The sequence below is a fragment of the Kitasatospora sp. NPDC005751 genome (assembly GCF_040630835.1).
In the GTDB taxonomy this organism is placed as follows: Bacteria; Actinomycetota; Actinomycetes; order Streptomycetales; family Streptomycetaceae; genus Kitasatospora.
Map to the genome: position 1 here is coordinate 143,209 of NZ_JBEXYC010000009.1, position 15,074 is coordinate 158,282.

The 15,074-nt window shown below is 75.8% G+C and carries 11 protein-coding genes; 5 read left to right on the plus strand and 6 right to left on the minus strand.

Going from position 1 to position 15,074, the window contains the following annotated elements:
- Positions 1-7: 7 nt before the first annotated feature.
- Entirely contained in the window at positions 8-718 is a 711-nt protein-coding gene (locus ABZ497_RS12405) for an ABC transporter ATP-binding protein (protein ID WP_329485883.1), read from the minus strand.
- A gap of 356 nt (positions 719-1,074) precedes the next feature.
- Between ABZ497_RS12405 and ABZ497_RS12410 the strand changes: the two genes are divergently transcribed.
- The 4 genes from ABZ497_RS12410 (at position 1,075) to ABZ497_RS12425 (ending at position 9,055) form a co-directional block, all read left to right on the plus strand.
- On the plus strand, positions 1,075-4,347 hold the full coding sequence (locus ABZ497_RS12410; protein WP_359804542.1) for an FtsX-like permease family protein: 3,273 nt from the start codon (positions 1,075-1,077) through the stop codon (positions 4,345-4,347).
- Positions 4,344-7,217 (plus strand): hypothetical protein, encoded by a 2,874-nt coding sequence (locus ABZ497_RS12415; RefSeq protein ID WP_359804543.1) that lies wholly within the window; start codon positions 4,344-4,346, stop codon positions 7,215-7,217. The genes ABZ497_RS12410 and ABZ497_RS12415 overlap by 4 nt, the downstream gene beginning before the upstream one ends.
- Before the next feature lie 214 nt (positions 7,218-7,431).
- Positions 7,432-8,367 carry an ABC transporter ATP-binding protein gene (locus ABZ497_RS12420; RefSeq protein ID WP_359804611.1) on the plus strand — a complete coding sequence of 312 codons (936 nt, stop codon included), beginning with the start codon at positions 7,432-7,434 and terminating at the stop codon, positions 8,365-8,367.
- Between the two features lie 124 nt (positions 8,368-8,491).
- Positions 8,492-9,055 carry an XRE family transcriptional regulator gene (locus tag ABZ497_RS12425; protein ID WP_359804544.1) on the plus strand — a complete coding sequence of 188 codons (564 nt, stop codon included), beginning with the start codon at positions 8,492-8,494 and terminating at the stop codon, positions 9,053-9,055.
- Positions 9,056-9,062: 7 nt separating this feature from the next.
- Here the strand turns inward: ABZ497_RS12425 and ABZ497_RS12430 are convergent, their stop codons facing one another.
- The 5 genes from ABZ497_RS12430 to ABZ497_RS12450 form a co-directional block, all read right to left on the minus strand.
- A complete protein-coding gene (locus ABZ497_RS12430; RefSeq protein WP_359804545.1) occupies positions 9,063-9,950 on the minus strand; it encodes a dihydrodipicolinate synthase family protein in 888 nt (295 codons plus the stop codon).
- Position 9,951: 1 nt separating this feature from the next.
- Positions 9,952-10,761, minus strand: a complete 810-nt coding sequence (locus ABZ497_RS12435; RefSeq protein WP_359804546.1) for an aldolase — start codon at positions 10,759-10,761, stop codon at positions 9,952-9,954.
- A gap of 183 nt (positions 10,762-10,944) precedes the next feature.
- Positions 10,945-12,006, minus strand: coding sequence for a TIGR04222 domain-containing membrane protein (locus ABZ497_RS12440; RefSeq protein ID WP_359804547.1), 1,062 nt, complete (start codon positions 12,004-12,006; stop codon positions 10,945-10,947).
- A 97-nt stretch (positions 12,007-12,103) separates the two neighbouring features.
- Positions 12,104-12,289: a hypothetical protein gene (locus ABZ497_RS12445; protein ID WP_359804548.1), complete on the minus strand. Its 186-nt coding sequence runs from the start codon at positions 12,287-12,289 to the stop codon at positions 12,104-12,106.
- A gap of 241 nt (positions 12,290-12,530) precedes the next feature.
- The gene (locus tag ABZ497_RS12450; protein WP_359804549.1) at positions 12,531-14,177 is read right to left on the minus strand and encodes an AMP-binding protein; all 1,647 of its coding nucleotides are present in this window, start codon (positions 14,175-14,177) and stop codon (positions 12,531-12,533) included.
- Between the two features lie 178 nt (positions 14,178-14,355).
- Between ABZ497_RS12450 and ABZ497_RS12455 the strand changes: the two genes are divergently transcribed.
- Complete coding sequence (locus ABZ497_RS12455; protein ID WP_359804550.1) at positions 14,356-15,039, plus strand: AAA family ATPase; 684 nt, start codon at positions 14,356-14,358, stop codon at positions 15,037-15,039.
- The last annotated feature ends 35 nt before the right edge of the window (positions 15,040-15,074 follow it).

The following is a 15,074-nucleotide window of genomic DNA, read 5'->3' on the forward strand; positions in this document are numbered from 1 at the left end:
CGCCGGGTCAGGGGGTGGGTTCGGTGATCCGGCCGTCATGGAGTTCGATCACGTGGTCGGCGAGTTCCATGAGGGTGGGGTCGTGGGTGGCGACGAGGGCGGTGACGCCTTCGCTGCGCACGACGGCGCGCAGCAGTTCCATGATGGCGCGGCCGGTCTCGGAGTCGAGTTGGCCGGTGGGTTCGTCGGCGATGATGAGGTCGGGCTGGTTGGCCAGGGCCCGGGCGATGGCGACGCGTTGCTGCTGTCCGCCGGAGAGTTCGGCGGGGCGCTGGTTGGCGTGGTCGCTCAGGCCGACGAGGGCGAGGAGGGTGCGGGCGCGCTCCTCGCGCTGGGGGGTCGGGACGTTGCGCAGGCGCATCGGGATCCCGACGTTCTCGCTCGCGGTGAGGACGGGGATGAGGCCGAAGGACTGGAACACGAAGCCGATGCGGTCGCGGCGCAGGGCGAGCCGCTGGTTCTCGTCGAGGCCGGCGAGGTCGGTGCCGTCGAGGGTGATGGTGCCGCCGGTGGGGGTGTCGAGGCCGCCGACCAGGTTCAGGAGGGTGGTCTTCCCGGAGCCGGAGCGGCCCTTGAGGGCGGTGAGTTCGCCGCGCCGGGCGGTGAAGGAGACGCCGCGCAGGGCGTGGACGGTGCGGTCGCCGGTGCCGAAGCTGTGGGTGAGGTCGGTGACGGTGACCATGTCGGTGGTGACGGTGGCGGCCGGTTGCTGCGTCATTGGGCGTCCCCCTGGGTGTTCCTCGACTGAAGTGAAGTACTGATGACGGGCGTTCAAGCTGAGGTGTGCATGGCATTTTGATCGAACGTCGAACCGCGTGCCACGGCCGGCCCGTTGTCCCTGTCCCGCCGGGTGGGGGTCCGATGTACTGCCAACGCGGAGAATTTGCTCACTAGTTACATGATTCGCGCAAGTCCCTTCCGTTTGGAGAGCGAATCTGACAGCATCGTCCGCTATCCGGTGATCAAGCGCCGGTGATCACCGTAGCGGTGCGTAACAGGCGTCCATCCCGTGGCTGGAGAGTGCCCGGACGGCGGCGCCGGGCGCGACCGGGATGTTCCGGGGGAGGCAACAGGATGCTCGGCTTCGTCGTGCGCCGTCTGCGCGGGCGGTTGCCGTTGGCCGGCGCCGTCCTGCTCACGGTGCTGATCACCACGGCGGTGCTCACCGCGCTGGTGGCCTTCAACCGCACCGTGGGGGAGGCGGGGCTGCGGCAGGCGCTTCAGGCACCCGGCCAGGCCGCCCGGACCACCGTTCTGGTCAAGGCCGAGCACGGCCAGGACAAGCGGGCCGCCGACGACGCGGCGGTCGCCGGCTACGTCGGCCGGCTCTTCGGCGGACTGCCCGTGCACCACGAGAGCCTGACCCGCAGCCGCTCCTACGGCCTTCCGGCCGCCGCCACCGCTCCCGCCGCCGGCCAGGCCGCCGTGAAGCAGACCGATCTCACCCTCCTCGCCACGCTCGACCACGAGCGGGTCACCCTGGTGGCGGGCGCGTGGCCGGCGGCGGCCGCGGCCGGGGCCGGGCCGGTCCAGGCGGCCGTGCCACAGGCGGCGCTCGCGAGGCTGGGCCTGAGCGCCGGGGCGCTGCCCGCCGAGGTCCGGCTGGACGACCGCCTGAGCGGCGCGCCGCTCACCGTCCGGCTCACGGGCGTCTACCGCGCCACCGATCTCGCCGACCCGTACTGGCGGTTGGACCCGGTGGGCGGCCGCGAGATCCTGGTCGGCGGCTTCACCACCTACGGGCCGCTGCTGGTCGACGACAGCGCCTTCACCGCCGCCGGCGTTCCGCAGAACGGCCGGAGCTGGCTGCTCGGCGCCGACTTCTCCACCGTCCGCGCCGCCGAGGCCGCCGCCGTCCGGGACCGTGCCGCGGGCCTCGCCGCGGAGCTCGGCACCTCGGCCGGCCTCCAGGTCTCGACCGAACTGCCGCTGTTCCTCCAGGAACTGGACTCCAGCGCGCTGGTCGCCCGGTCCACCCTGCTGATCGGCGCGCTGCAACTGGTGGTGCTCGCCGCCGCGGTGCTCCTGCTGGTGGTGCACCTGATGGCGGCCCGGCAGGTGGGGGAGAACGCCCTGCTCGCGGCGCGCGGTGCCTCGGGTGTGCGGCTGGGCGCGTTCTCGGCGGCGGAGTCGGTGCTGCTGGCGCTGCCGGCGGCGGTGCTGGCGCCGTTGCTGGTCCCGGTGCTGCTGCGGGCGCTGACTCGGTTCGGCGCGTTGTCCCGGGTACCGTTGGACACCGGTCTGAGCTGGACCTTGTGGCCGGTCGCGGGTGTGTGCGCGCTGGCCTGTGTGGTGCTGACGGCGGCTCCGGCGGTGTTCCGCGGCGCGGGTGGCGCGGTGCTGCGCCGGGCGGGGCGCCGGCAGGCGCTGGTGGCGGGCGCGGTGCGCTCGGGTGCCGACCTCGCGGTGGTGGCGCTGGCGGTGCTGGCCTACTTCCAGCTGGCGCGTTACAGCGGCGGGCTGTCGGCGGATTCCGACGGCAAGCTGGGCCTGGACCCGGTGCTGGTGGCGGCTCCGACGCTGCTGCTGTGCGCCGGCACCCTGCTGGTGCTGCGGCTGCTGCCGTTCGCCGCCCGGCTGGGCGGCAGGCTGGCGGCGCGGGGCCGGGGCCTGGCGCCGGCCCTGGCGGGGTGGCAGCTGGCACGCCGGCCCGGGCGCGCCGCGGGGCCGGTGCTGCTGCTGGTGCTGGCGGTGTCGACGGGGGTGCTGGCGCTGGGTCAGCATGCCAGCTGGTCGGGATCGCAGCGGGACCAGGCGGACTTCGTGTCGGCGGGCGGTCTGCGGATCTTCGGGTCGGCGACGGCGTCGATGGGGCAGGGCGGCCGGTACGGGGCGCTGCCGGGCGGTGAGCGGCTGGTTCCGGTGGTCCGGCAGGAGAGTTCGCTGCCGGGCGGTGCGGCGGGTCAGCTGCTGGCGCTGGACGCCGCCGGGTTCGCGGACCGGGTGCCGGTGCGGGCGGACCTGCTGGGCGGGCAGAGCGCCCGGGAGGTGTTCGCGCCGCTGGCCGGGCCGGCCCCGACCGGGGCGCAGGCCGGGCTCCCGCTGCCGGGCAGCCCCCGGCGCATCGACGTCGAGCTCACCAATGTGCCGGCCGCCCAGGCAGACGCGCGCCCCGAGGTCTGGCTGATGCTGCGCGACCGGTTCGGCGCCACTTTCCGGGCCCCGCTGGCCGGGGTCCCCGAGCAGGGCGGCGCGGTGGCCACCGCCGACCTCTCGGCGCTGACCGGCGCGCCGGTCGGCTCCGCCGCCGCGCCGCTCACGATGGCCGGGCTGGTCGTGGTGTTCGGCTCGGACCGCGTCGTCCCGCTCAGCGGCACGCTGACCGTCGGGCGGATCGGCCTCGCCGACAGCGCCACCGGACCGGCCACCCCCGTCGCCGCCCCGGCCGGCCTCGCCTGGACCACCGTCGCCGCCTCGGACGACGAGCTGTCCTCCTCCGCGGTCCTACCGGTGGCGGAGGGCGAGGGCGAGCGGCAGCTGCTCAAGCTCCACTACGAGAAGGGGCACGGCGGCAGGAACAGCGCGGAGGCCATCGTCGCCCCCGCCGGCGCCCCGGCTCCGAAGGGGATCTCCGGGGTCGCCACCCGCGCCTATCTGACCGCGGTGGGAGCGGCGGTCGGCGACCTCGTCCAGGTGCCGTTCGCGAGCGTCACGCTTCAGGTCGAGGTGACGGGCGTGGTCGAGTCGCTGCCGGTGGTCGGGGACCGGGCGGTCGTCGTCGACCTGGCCACCGTCGCGCGGCAGATCGGCGCGGGCGGCCGGCAGCTGCCGGCCGTCTCCGAGTGGTGGCTGCCCGCCACCGGGCCGGGGGACGGGGTGCCGGCGGCGGCGGCCGCGAAGCTGCGCGCCGAACCGGGGGGGCAGCAGCTGGTGGTCCGCGACGAGGTGGCGGCTGAGCTGCTCGCGGACCCGGTCGGTGCCGCGCCGCAGAACGCGCTCGCCGCGATCGCCCTGGTCAGCGCCGTGCTGGCGGCGATCGGCTTCGCCGCGGCGGCGGCGGCCTCGGCCCGCGAACGCGCGGGGGAGTTCACCGTGCTGCTCGCGCTCGGCACCCCGCGGCGCCGGCTGAGCCGGACGGTCGCCGCCGAGCAGGGCGTGCTGGTCGCGCTGGGCAGCCTGGTCGGGCTGGCCCTGGGCGCCCTGACCGTCCACCTGGTGGTGCCGCTGGTGGTGCTCACCCCGTCCGCCCACCGGCCGGTGCCCGAGGTGCTGGTCGACCTGCCGTTGGGCCCGGCCCTGCTGCTCGCGGCCGCGATCACGGCCGTTGCCCTGCTGTCGGCCTCCCTGAGTGGGCGCCGCCGCCGTCGAGACGTGGCCGCCCGGCTGCGGTACGTGGAGGAGATGTGACCACCCCGGCCGACACCGGTACCCCTCGCCCCGCGCCGAGGCCGGAGCACCGCCCCGCGCCCTGGGTGCGGACCAGGCTGCGGACGGCGCCGCTGGCCGCCGCGCTGATGGCCGCGCTGGCCTTCGTCACCGTCCTGCTGGCCGCCGCCTTCCCGCGCGCCGTCGACCGGGGCACCGACGACGCGCTGCGCGAGTTCCTGCACGACCGAGGCCCGTCCTGGACCAGCCTGCTGGCCACCGGGCGCCACCAGTACGACGCCGCCGACCTGGACAGGGTGGCGGCGAAGCTCGCCTCCTACCCGAACGAGACCTTCCGGTTCGCGGCGAGCGGCCCGGTCTACGGAACGCGCAGCAACAAGTCGCGCCCGATGCTCAACACCGGGTACGCACGCCCCGACGAGGTGCCGCCCCAGCTCGACCTGGTCTCGCTGCACGGCCTCACCGACCGGGTCACCCTGGTGGCCGGCCAGTGGCCCGGCGCCGGCGGTGGCGACGGCCCGGTGCCGATCGCGATCAGCAAGGCCGCCGCCGACACCATCGGCATGCACCTCGGCGACCTCGTCGACGCCGGATCCTCGCTCACCGGCGAGCCGGTCCGGGCCGATGTGGTCGGCGTCTACGTGGCCAACGACCCCGACGACCCGTACTGGGTGGGCCTGCCGTGCCCCGAGCGGGCCTGTCGGGAGGCCACCGCCAAGGTCAAATGGCGCACCGGCGGTGTGGTCTCCCCCGACGCGACGGACCGGATCGCCCCGTGGGGCGGCGGCGCGACGGACTTCTGGCGGCTGCCGGTCGACACCGCCGCCCTGCGCGCCGACCAGCTGGACCGGACCAAGGAGGAGATCTCCTCCTACCTCGCCGGCTCCACGGCGCTGCGACTCACCGCGCTGACCGGCCGCGAGGACCTGCGGGTCGGCTCGGAGCTGCCCGAGCTGTTCGGGCAGGCGGTGGCGCGCCGGGACGCGGCGGCGCCGTTGGCGGCGGTCGGTCCGGCCGGGCTGGCCGGGGTGGCCGTGGTGGTGCTCTGCCTGGCGGCGGGGCTGGCCGGGGACCGGCGGCACGGTGAGCTGGCGCTGCTGCAGGCCCGCGGCGGTTCGCGGGGCGGGGTGGTGCGGCGGTTGCTCGGCGAGGGCGCGGTGACCGTGGTGCCGGCCGCGGTGGTGGCGACCGGACTGGTGTGGTGGTGGCTGCCGACCCCCCGGTGGTGGGGATCGATGGTCGCGGCGCTGGTGGTGCTGCTGCTCGCGGCGCTGGGTCTGCCGGTCCGGGCGGCGCTGCTGTGGTCGGCGCGGCGTGCGCCGGGTGGCTGGCGCCGGCTGGTGGGTGAGCTGGTGGTCGGGGCGGTGACGGTCGCGGCGGTGCTGGAGGTCCGGCGCCGGGGTGTGGTGCCGCCCGGCGACGGGCTGGACCCGTTGCTGGTGGCGGCGCCGTTGCTGTTGGCGCTGACGGGTGGGCTGGTGCTGGCCCGGGTGCAGCCCGTGCTGGTGGGCCTGTTGGCGCGGGCGGCGGGCCGGGGTTCGGGGGTGGTCGGCTTCCTGGGCCTGGCGCGGGCCGCGCGGGGATCGGGCGGCCGGCCGCGTCCGTCGGTGCTGCCGGTGTTCGCGCTGATGCTGGCGGTCACGACGGCCGGGTTCGGCGCCACCGTGCTGGACGCCGTCGACCGTGGCCGGGCGCAGGCCGTCCGGAGCGCGGTCGGTGGCGACGCGGTCGTCGGGGCACCGACCGGCGCCGTGCTCCCGCCCGGCTTCCTCACGGCGGCCGGCGCGCTGCCCGGGGTGCGGACGGCCACCGCCGTGTGGTGGGACAACGACGTGTTCCTGCTGGGCAGCGACGCCGGGCCGATCCGGGTCAGCACCCTGGTCGTGGACCCGCGGACGTACGCCGAGCTGTCCCGGTCCGTCGGTCGCGGCGCCTTCGACCCGGCCGTCCTCGCGGGTGACGACGGCGGGATCGACACCCCCGTACCGGCCCTGTTCAGCACCGAACTCGCGCGGAGGATCGGTGACGGGGGCTACCGGCTGCGGATGCCCAACGGGTGGGAGCTGCTCGCCAAATCGGCCGGTACCCTCGACGGCACCCCGGCACTGGAGAGCTCCACCCGACGCTTCGTGGTGCTCCCGGCCGGCCCCTCGACCGCGCGCTTTCCCGAACTCAAGCGTGCCAACCTGTGGTTCGCCACCGGCGACATCGACGAGCGGCAGCTGAAGGGGCTGATGCGCGAGCTGGCACCGGTGGGGCTGCGCGACGGCTCCCCGGAGGGCGCCGCGGTGTCGGCCTCGGCCTCGGCGTCGACGCCCGGGCCGACCGCCGCGCCTTCGCCGTCCGGGGCCGCCCCGGCGGCCCAGGCACCGGCCGAGTCGGACGTCGACGCGGTGCCGACCGGGTACCTGGTCCGCACCAGTGCCGCCCGCTCCGCCGAGCTGGCGAACGACCCGTTGCAGCACTCGGCGGCCCGGCTGTTCTGGGCGGCGGTGATCGGTGCTGCCGGGTTCGCGCTGCTCGCCGTCCTGCTGACGCTGCTCCGGGCGGCTCCGGAACGGGCGGCCGTGCTGGCACGGCTGCGCACCATGGGGCTGCGGCCCCGGCAGGGGCTGGCGTTGATCGTGGCCGAGACGCTGCCGCAGACCCTGGTCGCGGCCGTCGGCGGCGGCGCGGTGGCGTGGATCGCGGTCGCCCTGCTCGGTCCGGCGATCGACCTGTCCGCGTTGGTCGGCGCACCGGTTCCGACCGGGCTGCGGCCGGCGCTGCTGCCGGTGCTGTTCCAGGTCCTCGGTCTGGCGGCGCTGGTCACCGCGGGTGTGCTGGCCGAGGCGCTGATCTCCGGCCGGCGCCAGATCAGCACCGAACTGCGGGCGGGGGACCAGCGATGACCGGCACCCGGCCCGCGCGGCCACCGGCCGGCGGCGGGGCGTTCGGCGGCGGGGCGTCCGGCGGTGGCGGGGCCCCCGGCCGGGCGTTCGGCAGGGGGACCAACGCGTGGCAATCGCGACCAGGAGCGCACCCAGGCGCAGCGGCGACAGGAGATCAGTGGTGAGCAGTGTGTCCGAGGGCGGGGCGGTCGTCGAGGGCCCGACGCTCGACGAGTTGCGGGAGCGGGCGCTGGCGGCCTCGGCGCCGCGGGTGGTCGCGGGGGACGCGGCGATCGTCTGCGAGCGCCTGGTGCGGATCTTCAGCGCCGAGGGCGTGGAGGTGCAGGCGCTCCAGGGCCTTGAGCTGACGATCCGTCAGGGCGACCTGGTGGCCCTGGTGGGCGCGTCGGGCAGCGGGAAGTCGACGCTGCTGACGATCCTGGCGGGGCTGGACGTGCCGACCGCGGGGACGGCCACCGTGGCGGGCTGCGACCTGCTGGAGATGTCGGCGCGGGAGCGGCTGCGCTACCGGCGCGAGGTGGTGGGGTTCATCTGGCAGCAGACCGCCCGCAACCTGCTGCCGTTCCTCACCGCGGCCGAGAACATCGCGCTGCCGATGCAGCTGCGGGGCCGCGGCGGCGGCGCGGCCCGCTCCCGGCAGCAGGCGGCCCGGGTCGCCGAGCTCCTGGAGGCGATGGACCTGGGCGACCTCGCGCACCGGCGCCCGGGTGAGCTCTCCGGCGGCCAGCAGCAGCGGGTGGCGATCGCCGTCGGCATGGCCAACAACCCGCCCGTCCTGCTCGCCGACGAGCCGACCGGTGAGCTCGACTCCGAGACCGCGGCGGGGATCTTCGAGACCTTCCGCACCGTCAACCGCGAGCTGGGTGCCACCGTCGTCATCGTCACCCACGACCCGATGGTCGCCGGTGAGGTGCGCCGTACGGTCGCGATCCGGGACGGCCGTACCAGCAGTGAGGTGCTGCGGCGGACGGTGACCGACGAGTACGGCGAGGAGTCGGTGAACGAGACCGAGTACGTGATGCTGGACCGGACCGGCCGGGTGCAGCTGCCGGTCAAGTTCCTGGAGGCGCTGGGGATGGAGCACCGGGTCGCGGTGGACCTGGGCACCGACCACATCGCCGTCCGCCCGGACGACATCGCGGGCCACTGACGCGTCCGCCCGGCCGCACCCGCCGCCCGGCCGCCCCCGACGCCCGGCCCCGGGGCGGCGGGCCGGGCGCGATGGGATACTGGACCGGACGTTCCGGGGCGAGAGGTACCGCATGAGCAGCCGCGTGAGAGTGCTGAGAAAGCAGAACCGGCTGAGCCTGGAGGCGCTGGCGGCCCAGGTCGGGGTGACCAAGAGCTACCTCTCCAAGGTGGAGCGGGGGCTCAGCGACCCCTCCATCTCGACCGCGCTCAAGCTGGCACACGCGCTGAAGGTCGACGTCGGCCGCCTGTTCGCGGAGGACGTGGAGCCCGAGCTGATCACGGTGGTCCGGGCCGGCGAGCGGACGCCGATGGCCGACGGCACGGGCCCCGGCGCCCCGCACTACGAGGGCATCGCGACCGGTCTCAGCGGCAAGCGGATGGTGCCGTTCATGATGTACCCGCCGCTGGAGCTGGGCGACTCGCCCTTCAAGTCGCACGCGGGTGAGGAGTTCTTCTTCGTCCATGCCGGGGCGGTCGAGCTGGAGTTCCCCGAGCGGACGGTCCGGCTCGCCCCGGGGGACAGCGTCTACTTCAACTCGTCGCTGCCGCACCGCTGCCGGAGCACCGGTCCGGAGCCGGCCGCGATCCTCGTGGTGATCCACGACGACCCGGCCGGCCCGTCGGACCGGGTGCCCAGCCTGCCCTGACGCGTCGTCAGTCCAGTGCGGCGAGCAACTCGCTGAGGTGGCTGGTGCGTTCGTCGTCCAGCGGTAGCAGCGGCTGGCGTGGCACGCCGACGTCCAGCCCGCGCAGGGCCAGGCCGGCCTTCACGGTGGTGGGCAGGCCGCCCCGCAGGATGAACTGCAGGAGCGGCAGCTGGCGGTAGAAGGACCGCCGGGCGGCGTCCAGGTCGCCGACCCGCACCGCCCGGTGGAGTTCGAGCACCGCCTCGGGTATCAGGCAGGGCGCGGCGGTGCACCAGCCGGCGGCGCCGGCGGCGAACGCCTCCAGGGCCAGCGGGTTGCTGCCGTTGAAGAACGGCAGCTCGCCGCCGGTGAGCTGGCTGAGCCGGTGCATCCGCTGCACGTCGCCGCTGCTCTCCTTCACCATGGTGATGTTCTCGACCCGTTCGACCAGCGAGACCATCAGCTCGGGGGAGAGGTCGACGCCGCTGGTGGCCGGGTTGTTGTAGATCATCACGGGGACGGAGACGGCGCCCGCGACCTCGGTGAAGTGGCGGACGATCTCGCGTTCGTCCAGCTTCCAGTACGACAGCGGCAGGACCATCACGGCGTCGGCGCCGACCTGTTCGGCGAACCGGGCCCGGCGGACGGCCTTGCGGGTGGTGAGGTCCGCGATGCCCACCACGGTGGGCACCCGCCCGGCCACCGCCGCCACCGAGGCCTCGGCGGCGGTGAACCACTCCTGGTCGTCGAGGTAGGCGCTCTCCCCGGTCGAGCCGAGCGGGGCGACGGCGTGGCAGCCGGCCTCGACCAGCCGGTCGATCAGGGTGCCCAGGCGTGCGGTGTCGAGACCGCCGTCGGTGGGGGAGAACGGGGTCACCGGGTAGGCGATGATCCCTTCCAGGGTCGGACCGGCCATGTCAGCGACCGCCTTCCGGGGCGAGGGAGTCGAGCGCGTCGCCGTGGCCGGCCCGCAGGGCGCGGCGGGCGTAGTAGGCGAAGGACGCCTGGCCGCGCTTGGGGGTGGAGATCCAGTCGTGCGCCTCGCGGGCCAGCAGCTCGGGGATCAACTGGATCCGTCCGGCGGCCGAGGCCAGCAGCTGGAGCCGGGCGGCCCGCTCGAACAGCACCGCGAGGACGCAGGACTCCTCGACGGTGCCGGTGGCCACCAGCTGTCCGTGGTGGGCGAGGAGCAGGGCGCGCTTGTCGCCGAGCGCGGCCGTGATGATCTCGCCCTCCTCGTTGCCGACCGGGATGCCGGGCCACTTCTCCAGGAACGCGCAGTCGTCGTAGAGCGGGCAGAGGTCCATGTGCGAGACGATCAGCGGCTTCTCCAGCATCGACAGCGCGGAGATGTGCAGCGGGTGGGTGTGGATGATGCACTCGACGTCCGGGCGGGCCCGGTAGACCCAGCTGTGGAAGCGGTTGGCGGGGTTGGCCATCCCCTCGCCCGCCAGGACGTTGAGGTCCTCGTCCACCAGCAGCAGGTTGGACTCGGTGATCTCGTCGAAGCCCAGGCCGAGCCGCTGGGTGTAGTAGGTGCCGGGTTCCTCGGCGCGGGCGGTGATCTGGCCGGCCAGGCCGGAGTCGTGTCCGGCGTCGAACAGGATCCGGCAGGTGAGCGCGAGCTTCTGCCGGGTGGTCCAGCCGTTGTCGGGGATGGCGCTCTGCATTCTGCGGTGGGCGAGGTCCACCAGCTCCGCCTTGGTGGCCGTGAGGGTCTCTGCCATCGGCTGTGCTTCTCCTTCGTAGGGGAACGCCCGGGCACGGCGCGGCCGTTGGGCAGGCGTGGCCGCCGTGCCGCCCGCCGGGAGCGACGGGCGAGGACACATCGTTCACCCTAGGACACCTTGTGTCCTGGCGTCGATAGCGTGCCCGCTACGGGTGGGCCCGAAGCAGCTACCCGCTACCCGCTACCCGCTTCCGGCCGCTCGACGCGACGTCAGATGCCGCCCCCGCAGCCGCCACAGCCTCCGCAGCCGCTCCCCCCCGCAGCCGGAGGAGCCGCCGCACCCCGAGGACCCGCCGCAGGCGGACGCCCCGCACCCGTGCCCCGAGCCCGCGTCGCCGCCGGAGGCGCCGCACCATCCGCCGACACCGGCCCCGCCGTCGCCGCCCTGCCGGCCGGTGCCGGACGCCATCTGGCCCGGCACGGCCGCCTGCTGGGCGGCAGCGGCCACCAGGGCCGTCTGCAGCGCCTCGTCCTTCACCGACAGCACCCCGTTGACCGCGACCGCGCCCAGCACCGTCAGGCCCGTGGCCAACAGGACCTCCGGAACGACGTACTCGCGGTTGAACTGGGTCGAGCGGCTGGTCGAGGCGCCGATCTCGCGGAGCTTGTGGCGCACCCAGCGCGGTACCCGGTCGCCTCCGGGGTCGACCAGTCGGACGATCACCGTCATCTGCACCGCGGCCCCCGTCACGATCAGCATGCCCGGCCAGTTCGGCCGGTGCGCGGAGCCGTCGAGGAGGACGACCGCGCCCGCTACGGCCGCCACCGGGAGCGGGCCGAGCGGTGCGGCCAGCAGCACCAGCCGGCTGCGGGCGTAGCGGCGCCGCAGCTTGCGGCTGATCAGCAGCCGATCCGCCTCCAGTCGGTCGCCGATGCTCTGGACGGCGGCGCTCCGGGCGACCTCGGCCCGCAGGGTGGCGAGTTCCGCGCGCCGCAGCGGGCCGGTGGCGTCGATCACGGCCTGCTCGACCGGGTCGTCGGCGGTGGTGCCGGTGCCGGTCAGGGTGACCTGCCCCGCCCGGGAGACCACCAGCCGTCCCCCGCCCTCCAGGGCGACCAGGGCGGTGTCCACCACCCGGCCGGGGCCGCCGGCCAGGAAGGCCACGTCGAGCAGCGGCAGTTGCCGGTCGAGGCGGACCGCCCGCTCGACCGCGTGGTCCCTCGCGATCGCGCCACCCAGGCCGACGAGCCAGGCCGCGAGCGTCAGCCCGGCCGAGATCCAGAAGTACGCGTCCCACCCCATCGCTCGGCCCCCCTGCCGCGGCGCCGCGCGCGCCCATGGCTTGAGGGTCCTGCCAACTGGTCTGCCGGGCAAGGGCTTTGGAAGTGGCGAGGCGAGGTCAGCCGTCGTCGCCGATGCGTCGGATCAGCCCGCTGCGCTCGGCCTCGGAGCGGAGGTCCCGCTCCGGCTCGCCGCGCCTGCCGCGGTCGCCCCGGGCGGCGGCGGTGCAGAGCGCGAAGACGAGTACGGCGCTGGCCGCCACGGCGAGGATGCCGAGCGCGGTGAGGACGCGGAGCCAGGTCACGGCAGATGCCTCCGGTGGGCGGTGCGACGGGAGTTGTGCCGGGGATATCGGCAGGACGCGCCGTAGGATCGAGTGTCCACGGGCGGTTCCGTGGGACATCCGCCGCAGCACCGGGAGCACGCGCGGGCACTCGAAGCGTCGGCGGCGCGCGGTGTTCCTCGCCACGCGCCCCCGGAGCCTTTGCGCGCCCCCGTCAGCCCCCCGCGGCCTCGCCGCCCGTGACCCCGCCCCCGCGACCCCGTCAGCCGCCCGCGGCCCCGCCGCCCGTCACCCCGTCGTCCGCCCCCGGGGCCTCCCGTCCCTCCTCCGGTCCCGCCTGCGCCAGCAGGGTCCGCAGGGCGTCGAAGTCCGGCTTCCCGGTCGCGCTCAGCGGCAGCTCCGGCAGCACCAGGATCGTCGACGGATCACCGTGCGGACCGCCGCGCTCCCGCGCCCACCGGTGCAGCTGCCGCGCCGTCACCCCCGCCCCGGGCCGGGTGGTGACCGCGGCGTGCACCCGCTCCAGCCGGTCCGGGCCGGTGGTCGCGAACATCACCGCCTCCCGCACCGCCGGATGCGCCAGCAGCGGCCGCTCGACATCGCGCGGGAAGACGTTGTGCGCGTCCACGATCGCCATCGGCCCCAGCCGCCCGGCCACCGTCAGGTACCCGGCCGCGTCCAGGCTGCCCAGGTCCCCGGTGTGCAGCCAGCCGCCGCGCAGCACCCGGGCCGTCAGCGCCGGATCACGCCAGTAGCCGGACATCACCGTCGGCGTCCGCACGCAGATCTCCCCGGTCCGGCCGGCCGGCAGTGGCGCGCCCGCCTCGTCCACGATCCGGACCTCGGTGTCCGGGAGCGGCCGCCCGGCGGTGGTCAGCAGCCTCGGATCGAGGTGCTCGTCCGGGGTGAGCCGGGTGACCGGCCCGCACTCCGTCAGGCTGTACGTCTGGTGCAGCACCCGGCCGATCCGGCGGGTCGCCTCCGCCAGCCGTTCCGGGGCGGCCGGGGACCCGGTGTACGTCACCCGGCGCAGGCTGCCGGTGTCGGTCCGGGCGAGTGCGGGGTGGTCGAGCACCCGGTAGAGCAGGTGCGGCGGCAGGTACACCCGTGACACCCGGTACCGCTCGACGGCCGCCAGGACCGCCTCGGCCTCGAAGCCGTCCTGGAGCACCACCGTGCCGCCCGCCGCGAGGGCCAGGTCGGCCGTGGTGCCGCCGCCGTGGCACAGGGCCGTGCAGAGCAGGAAGGTGGACGCCGCCACCAGCTCCGGCCGGGGCGGCCGGGCGAAGCGGCGCAGCACCCCCTTCGGCCGGCCGGTCGAGCCGCCGGTGAACCGGATCGCCATCACGTCGTCCGGCCGCCAGCGGGGTGCCGGCGGGACGGGCGGGAGCGGCGCGGCCAGGGCGGTGAGGTCCGCCCCGACCGGGGTGGGGCCGAGGGCCAGCGGCAGCGCGGCGGGGAGCGCCCCGGCGAGCTGGCGCGCGGCCGCGGTGAACCGCTCCGGGGCGAAGACGAAGGCGGCGGTCCGCGCCTCCTCGGCCATCGCGACCTGGTCCCCCACCGACCGGTCGGTGGGCAGCATCGCGACCCGGCAGCCGATCAGGTTCGCCGCCAGGCGCACCAGCACCGCCTCCGGCCGGTTCCCGGCCAGCACGGTGACGCCGTCGCCGCGCCCGAGACCGGTGGCGGCCAGCGCGTGGGCGAACCGGTGCACGTCGTCCAGGCACTCCTGCGCCGTCAGCGACGACTCGCCGTACCGCAGCGCGACCCGGGCCGGATCGCGGGCCAGCCCGTCGAGGACCAGCCCGGTGTGCGTGGCCCTCCCGGTGCCCGCCGCCGGCCCCGCCGGCCCCGCCGGCCCCGCCGGCCGCGCCGGCCCCGCCGTCCGCGCCGTCCGCGTCCTCGTCACGCGCCGTCTCCCGACTCCCGATACCCGCGTAGGATCTGACAGTCCATCACATCACCCCGCCGTCCGGCGGCCGGGTCGGGGGAGCGGCCGGGGGGCCGGGCCGGGGACCGTGCGGTCCGGAGGGCGGTCGGTGTTGTTATCGTTCCAGGTCGGGCACCGACGGGGATGAGTGAGCACCATGGACAGGCCGACCACGCCGGGCGGGCGGACCGCGGTACGGCAGGGGGCGCAGACAGCGATGGAACCGCGGGGCCTGGTCGATCTCAGGGGCGCGGACGGTGAGTCCTTCACCGTCCGCTACCCGCCGGGCGCGGTCGTGGTGGTCTCCGGACTCCCCGGCAGCGGCAAGAGCACCCTGCTGCGCCGCTGGTCGGACCGGAGCGGGGCGGCCGCCACCGTCGACCCCCGGGCCGTGCACGAGGCCTGCGCGGCGGTGATGCCGGCCGCCCTGCCGTACGCGGTCTACCGGCCGTGGGCCCGGATCGAGCACTTCCGCCTGCTGCGCGCCTCCGTCCGCCGGGGCGGTCCGCTGCTGGTGCACGACTGCGGCAGCCGGGCCTGGATGCGCCGCTGGCTGTCCGGCGTCGCCGCCCGTCAGGGCCGTGAACTGCACCTCGTCCTGCTGGACGTCGGCGCCGTCACCGCGCTCGCCGGTCAGCGGGAGCGCGGGCGCTGGGCCCCGCGCCGGGCCTTCGCCCGCCACCGCCGGGGCCTCGACCGGCTGCTGGCGGCCTTCACCCGGCACGCCGCGGGCGCGGCCGGCACGCCCACCCCGGAGGCCGCCTCGGTGCTGCTGCTGGACCGGGTCTCCCGGGAACGCGCGGAGGCCGTCCGCTTCGGCCCGGCCGAGCCGGCCCGGTAGCGCGGCTCCGCCGCGGCGACGGGCCGGTCGCGGGT

What these genes read in the sequence shown, in the direction of transcription:
- ABZ497_RS12405 (WP_329485883.1), bottom strand. Translation starts at nt 718, where the DNA reads ATGACGCAGCAACCGGCCGCCACCGTCACCACCGACATGGTCACCGTC.
- ABZ497_RS12410 (WP_359804542.1), top strand. Translation starts at nt 1,075, where the DNA reads ATGCTCGGCTTCGTCGTGCGCCGTCTGCGCGGGCGGTTGCCGTTGGCC.
- ABZ497_RS12430 (WP_359804545.1), bottom strand. Translation starts at nt 9,950, where the DNA reads ATGGCCGGTCCGACCCTGGAAGGGATCATCGCCTACCCGGTGACCCCG.
- ABZ497_RS12435 (WP_359804546.1), bottom strand. Translation starts at nt 10,761, where the DNA reads ATGGCAGAGACCCTCACGGCCACCAAGGCGGAGCTGGTGGACCTCGCC.
- ABZ497_RS12440 (WP_359804547.1), bottom strand. Translation starts at nt 12,006, where the DNA reads ATGGGGTGGGACGCGTACTTCTGGATCTCGGCCGGGCTGACGCTCGCG.
- ABZ497_RS12455 (WP_359804550.1), top strand. Translation starts at nt 14,356, where the DNA reads ATGGACAGGCCGACCACGCCGGGCGGGCGGACCGCGGTACGGCAGGGG.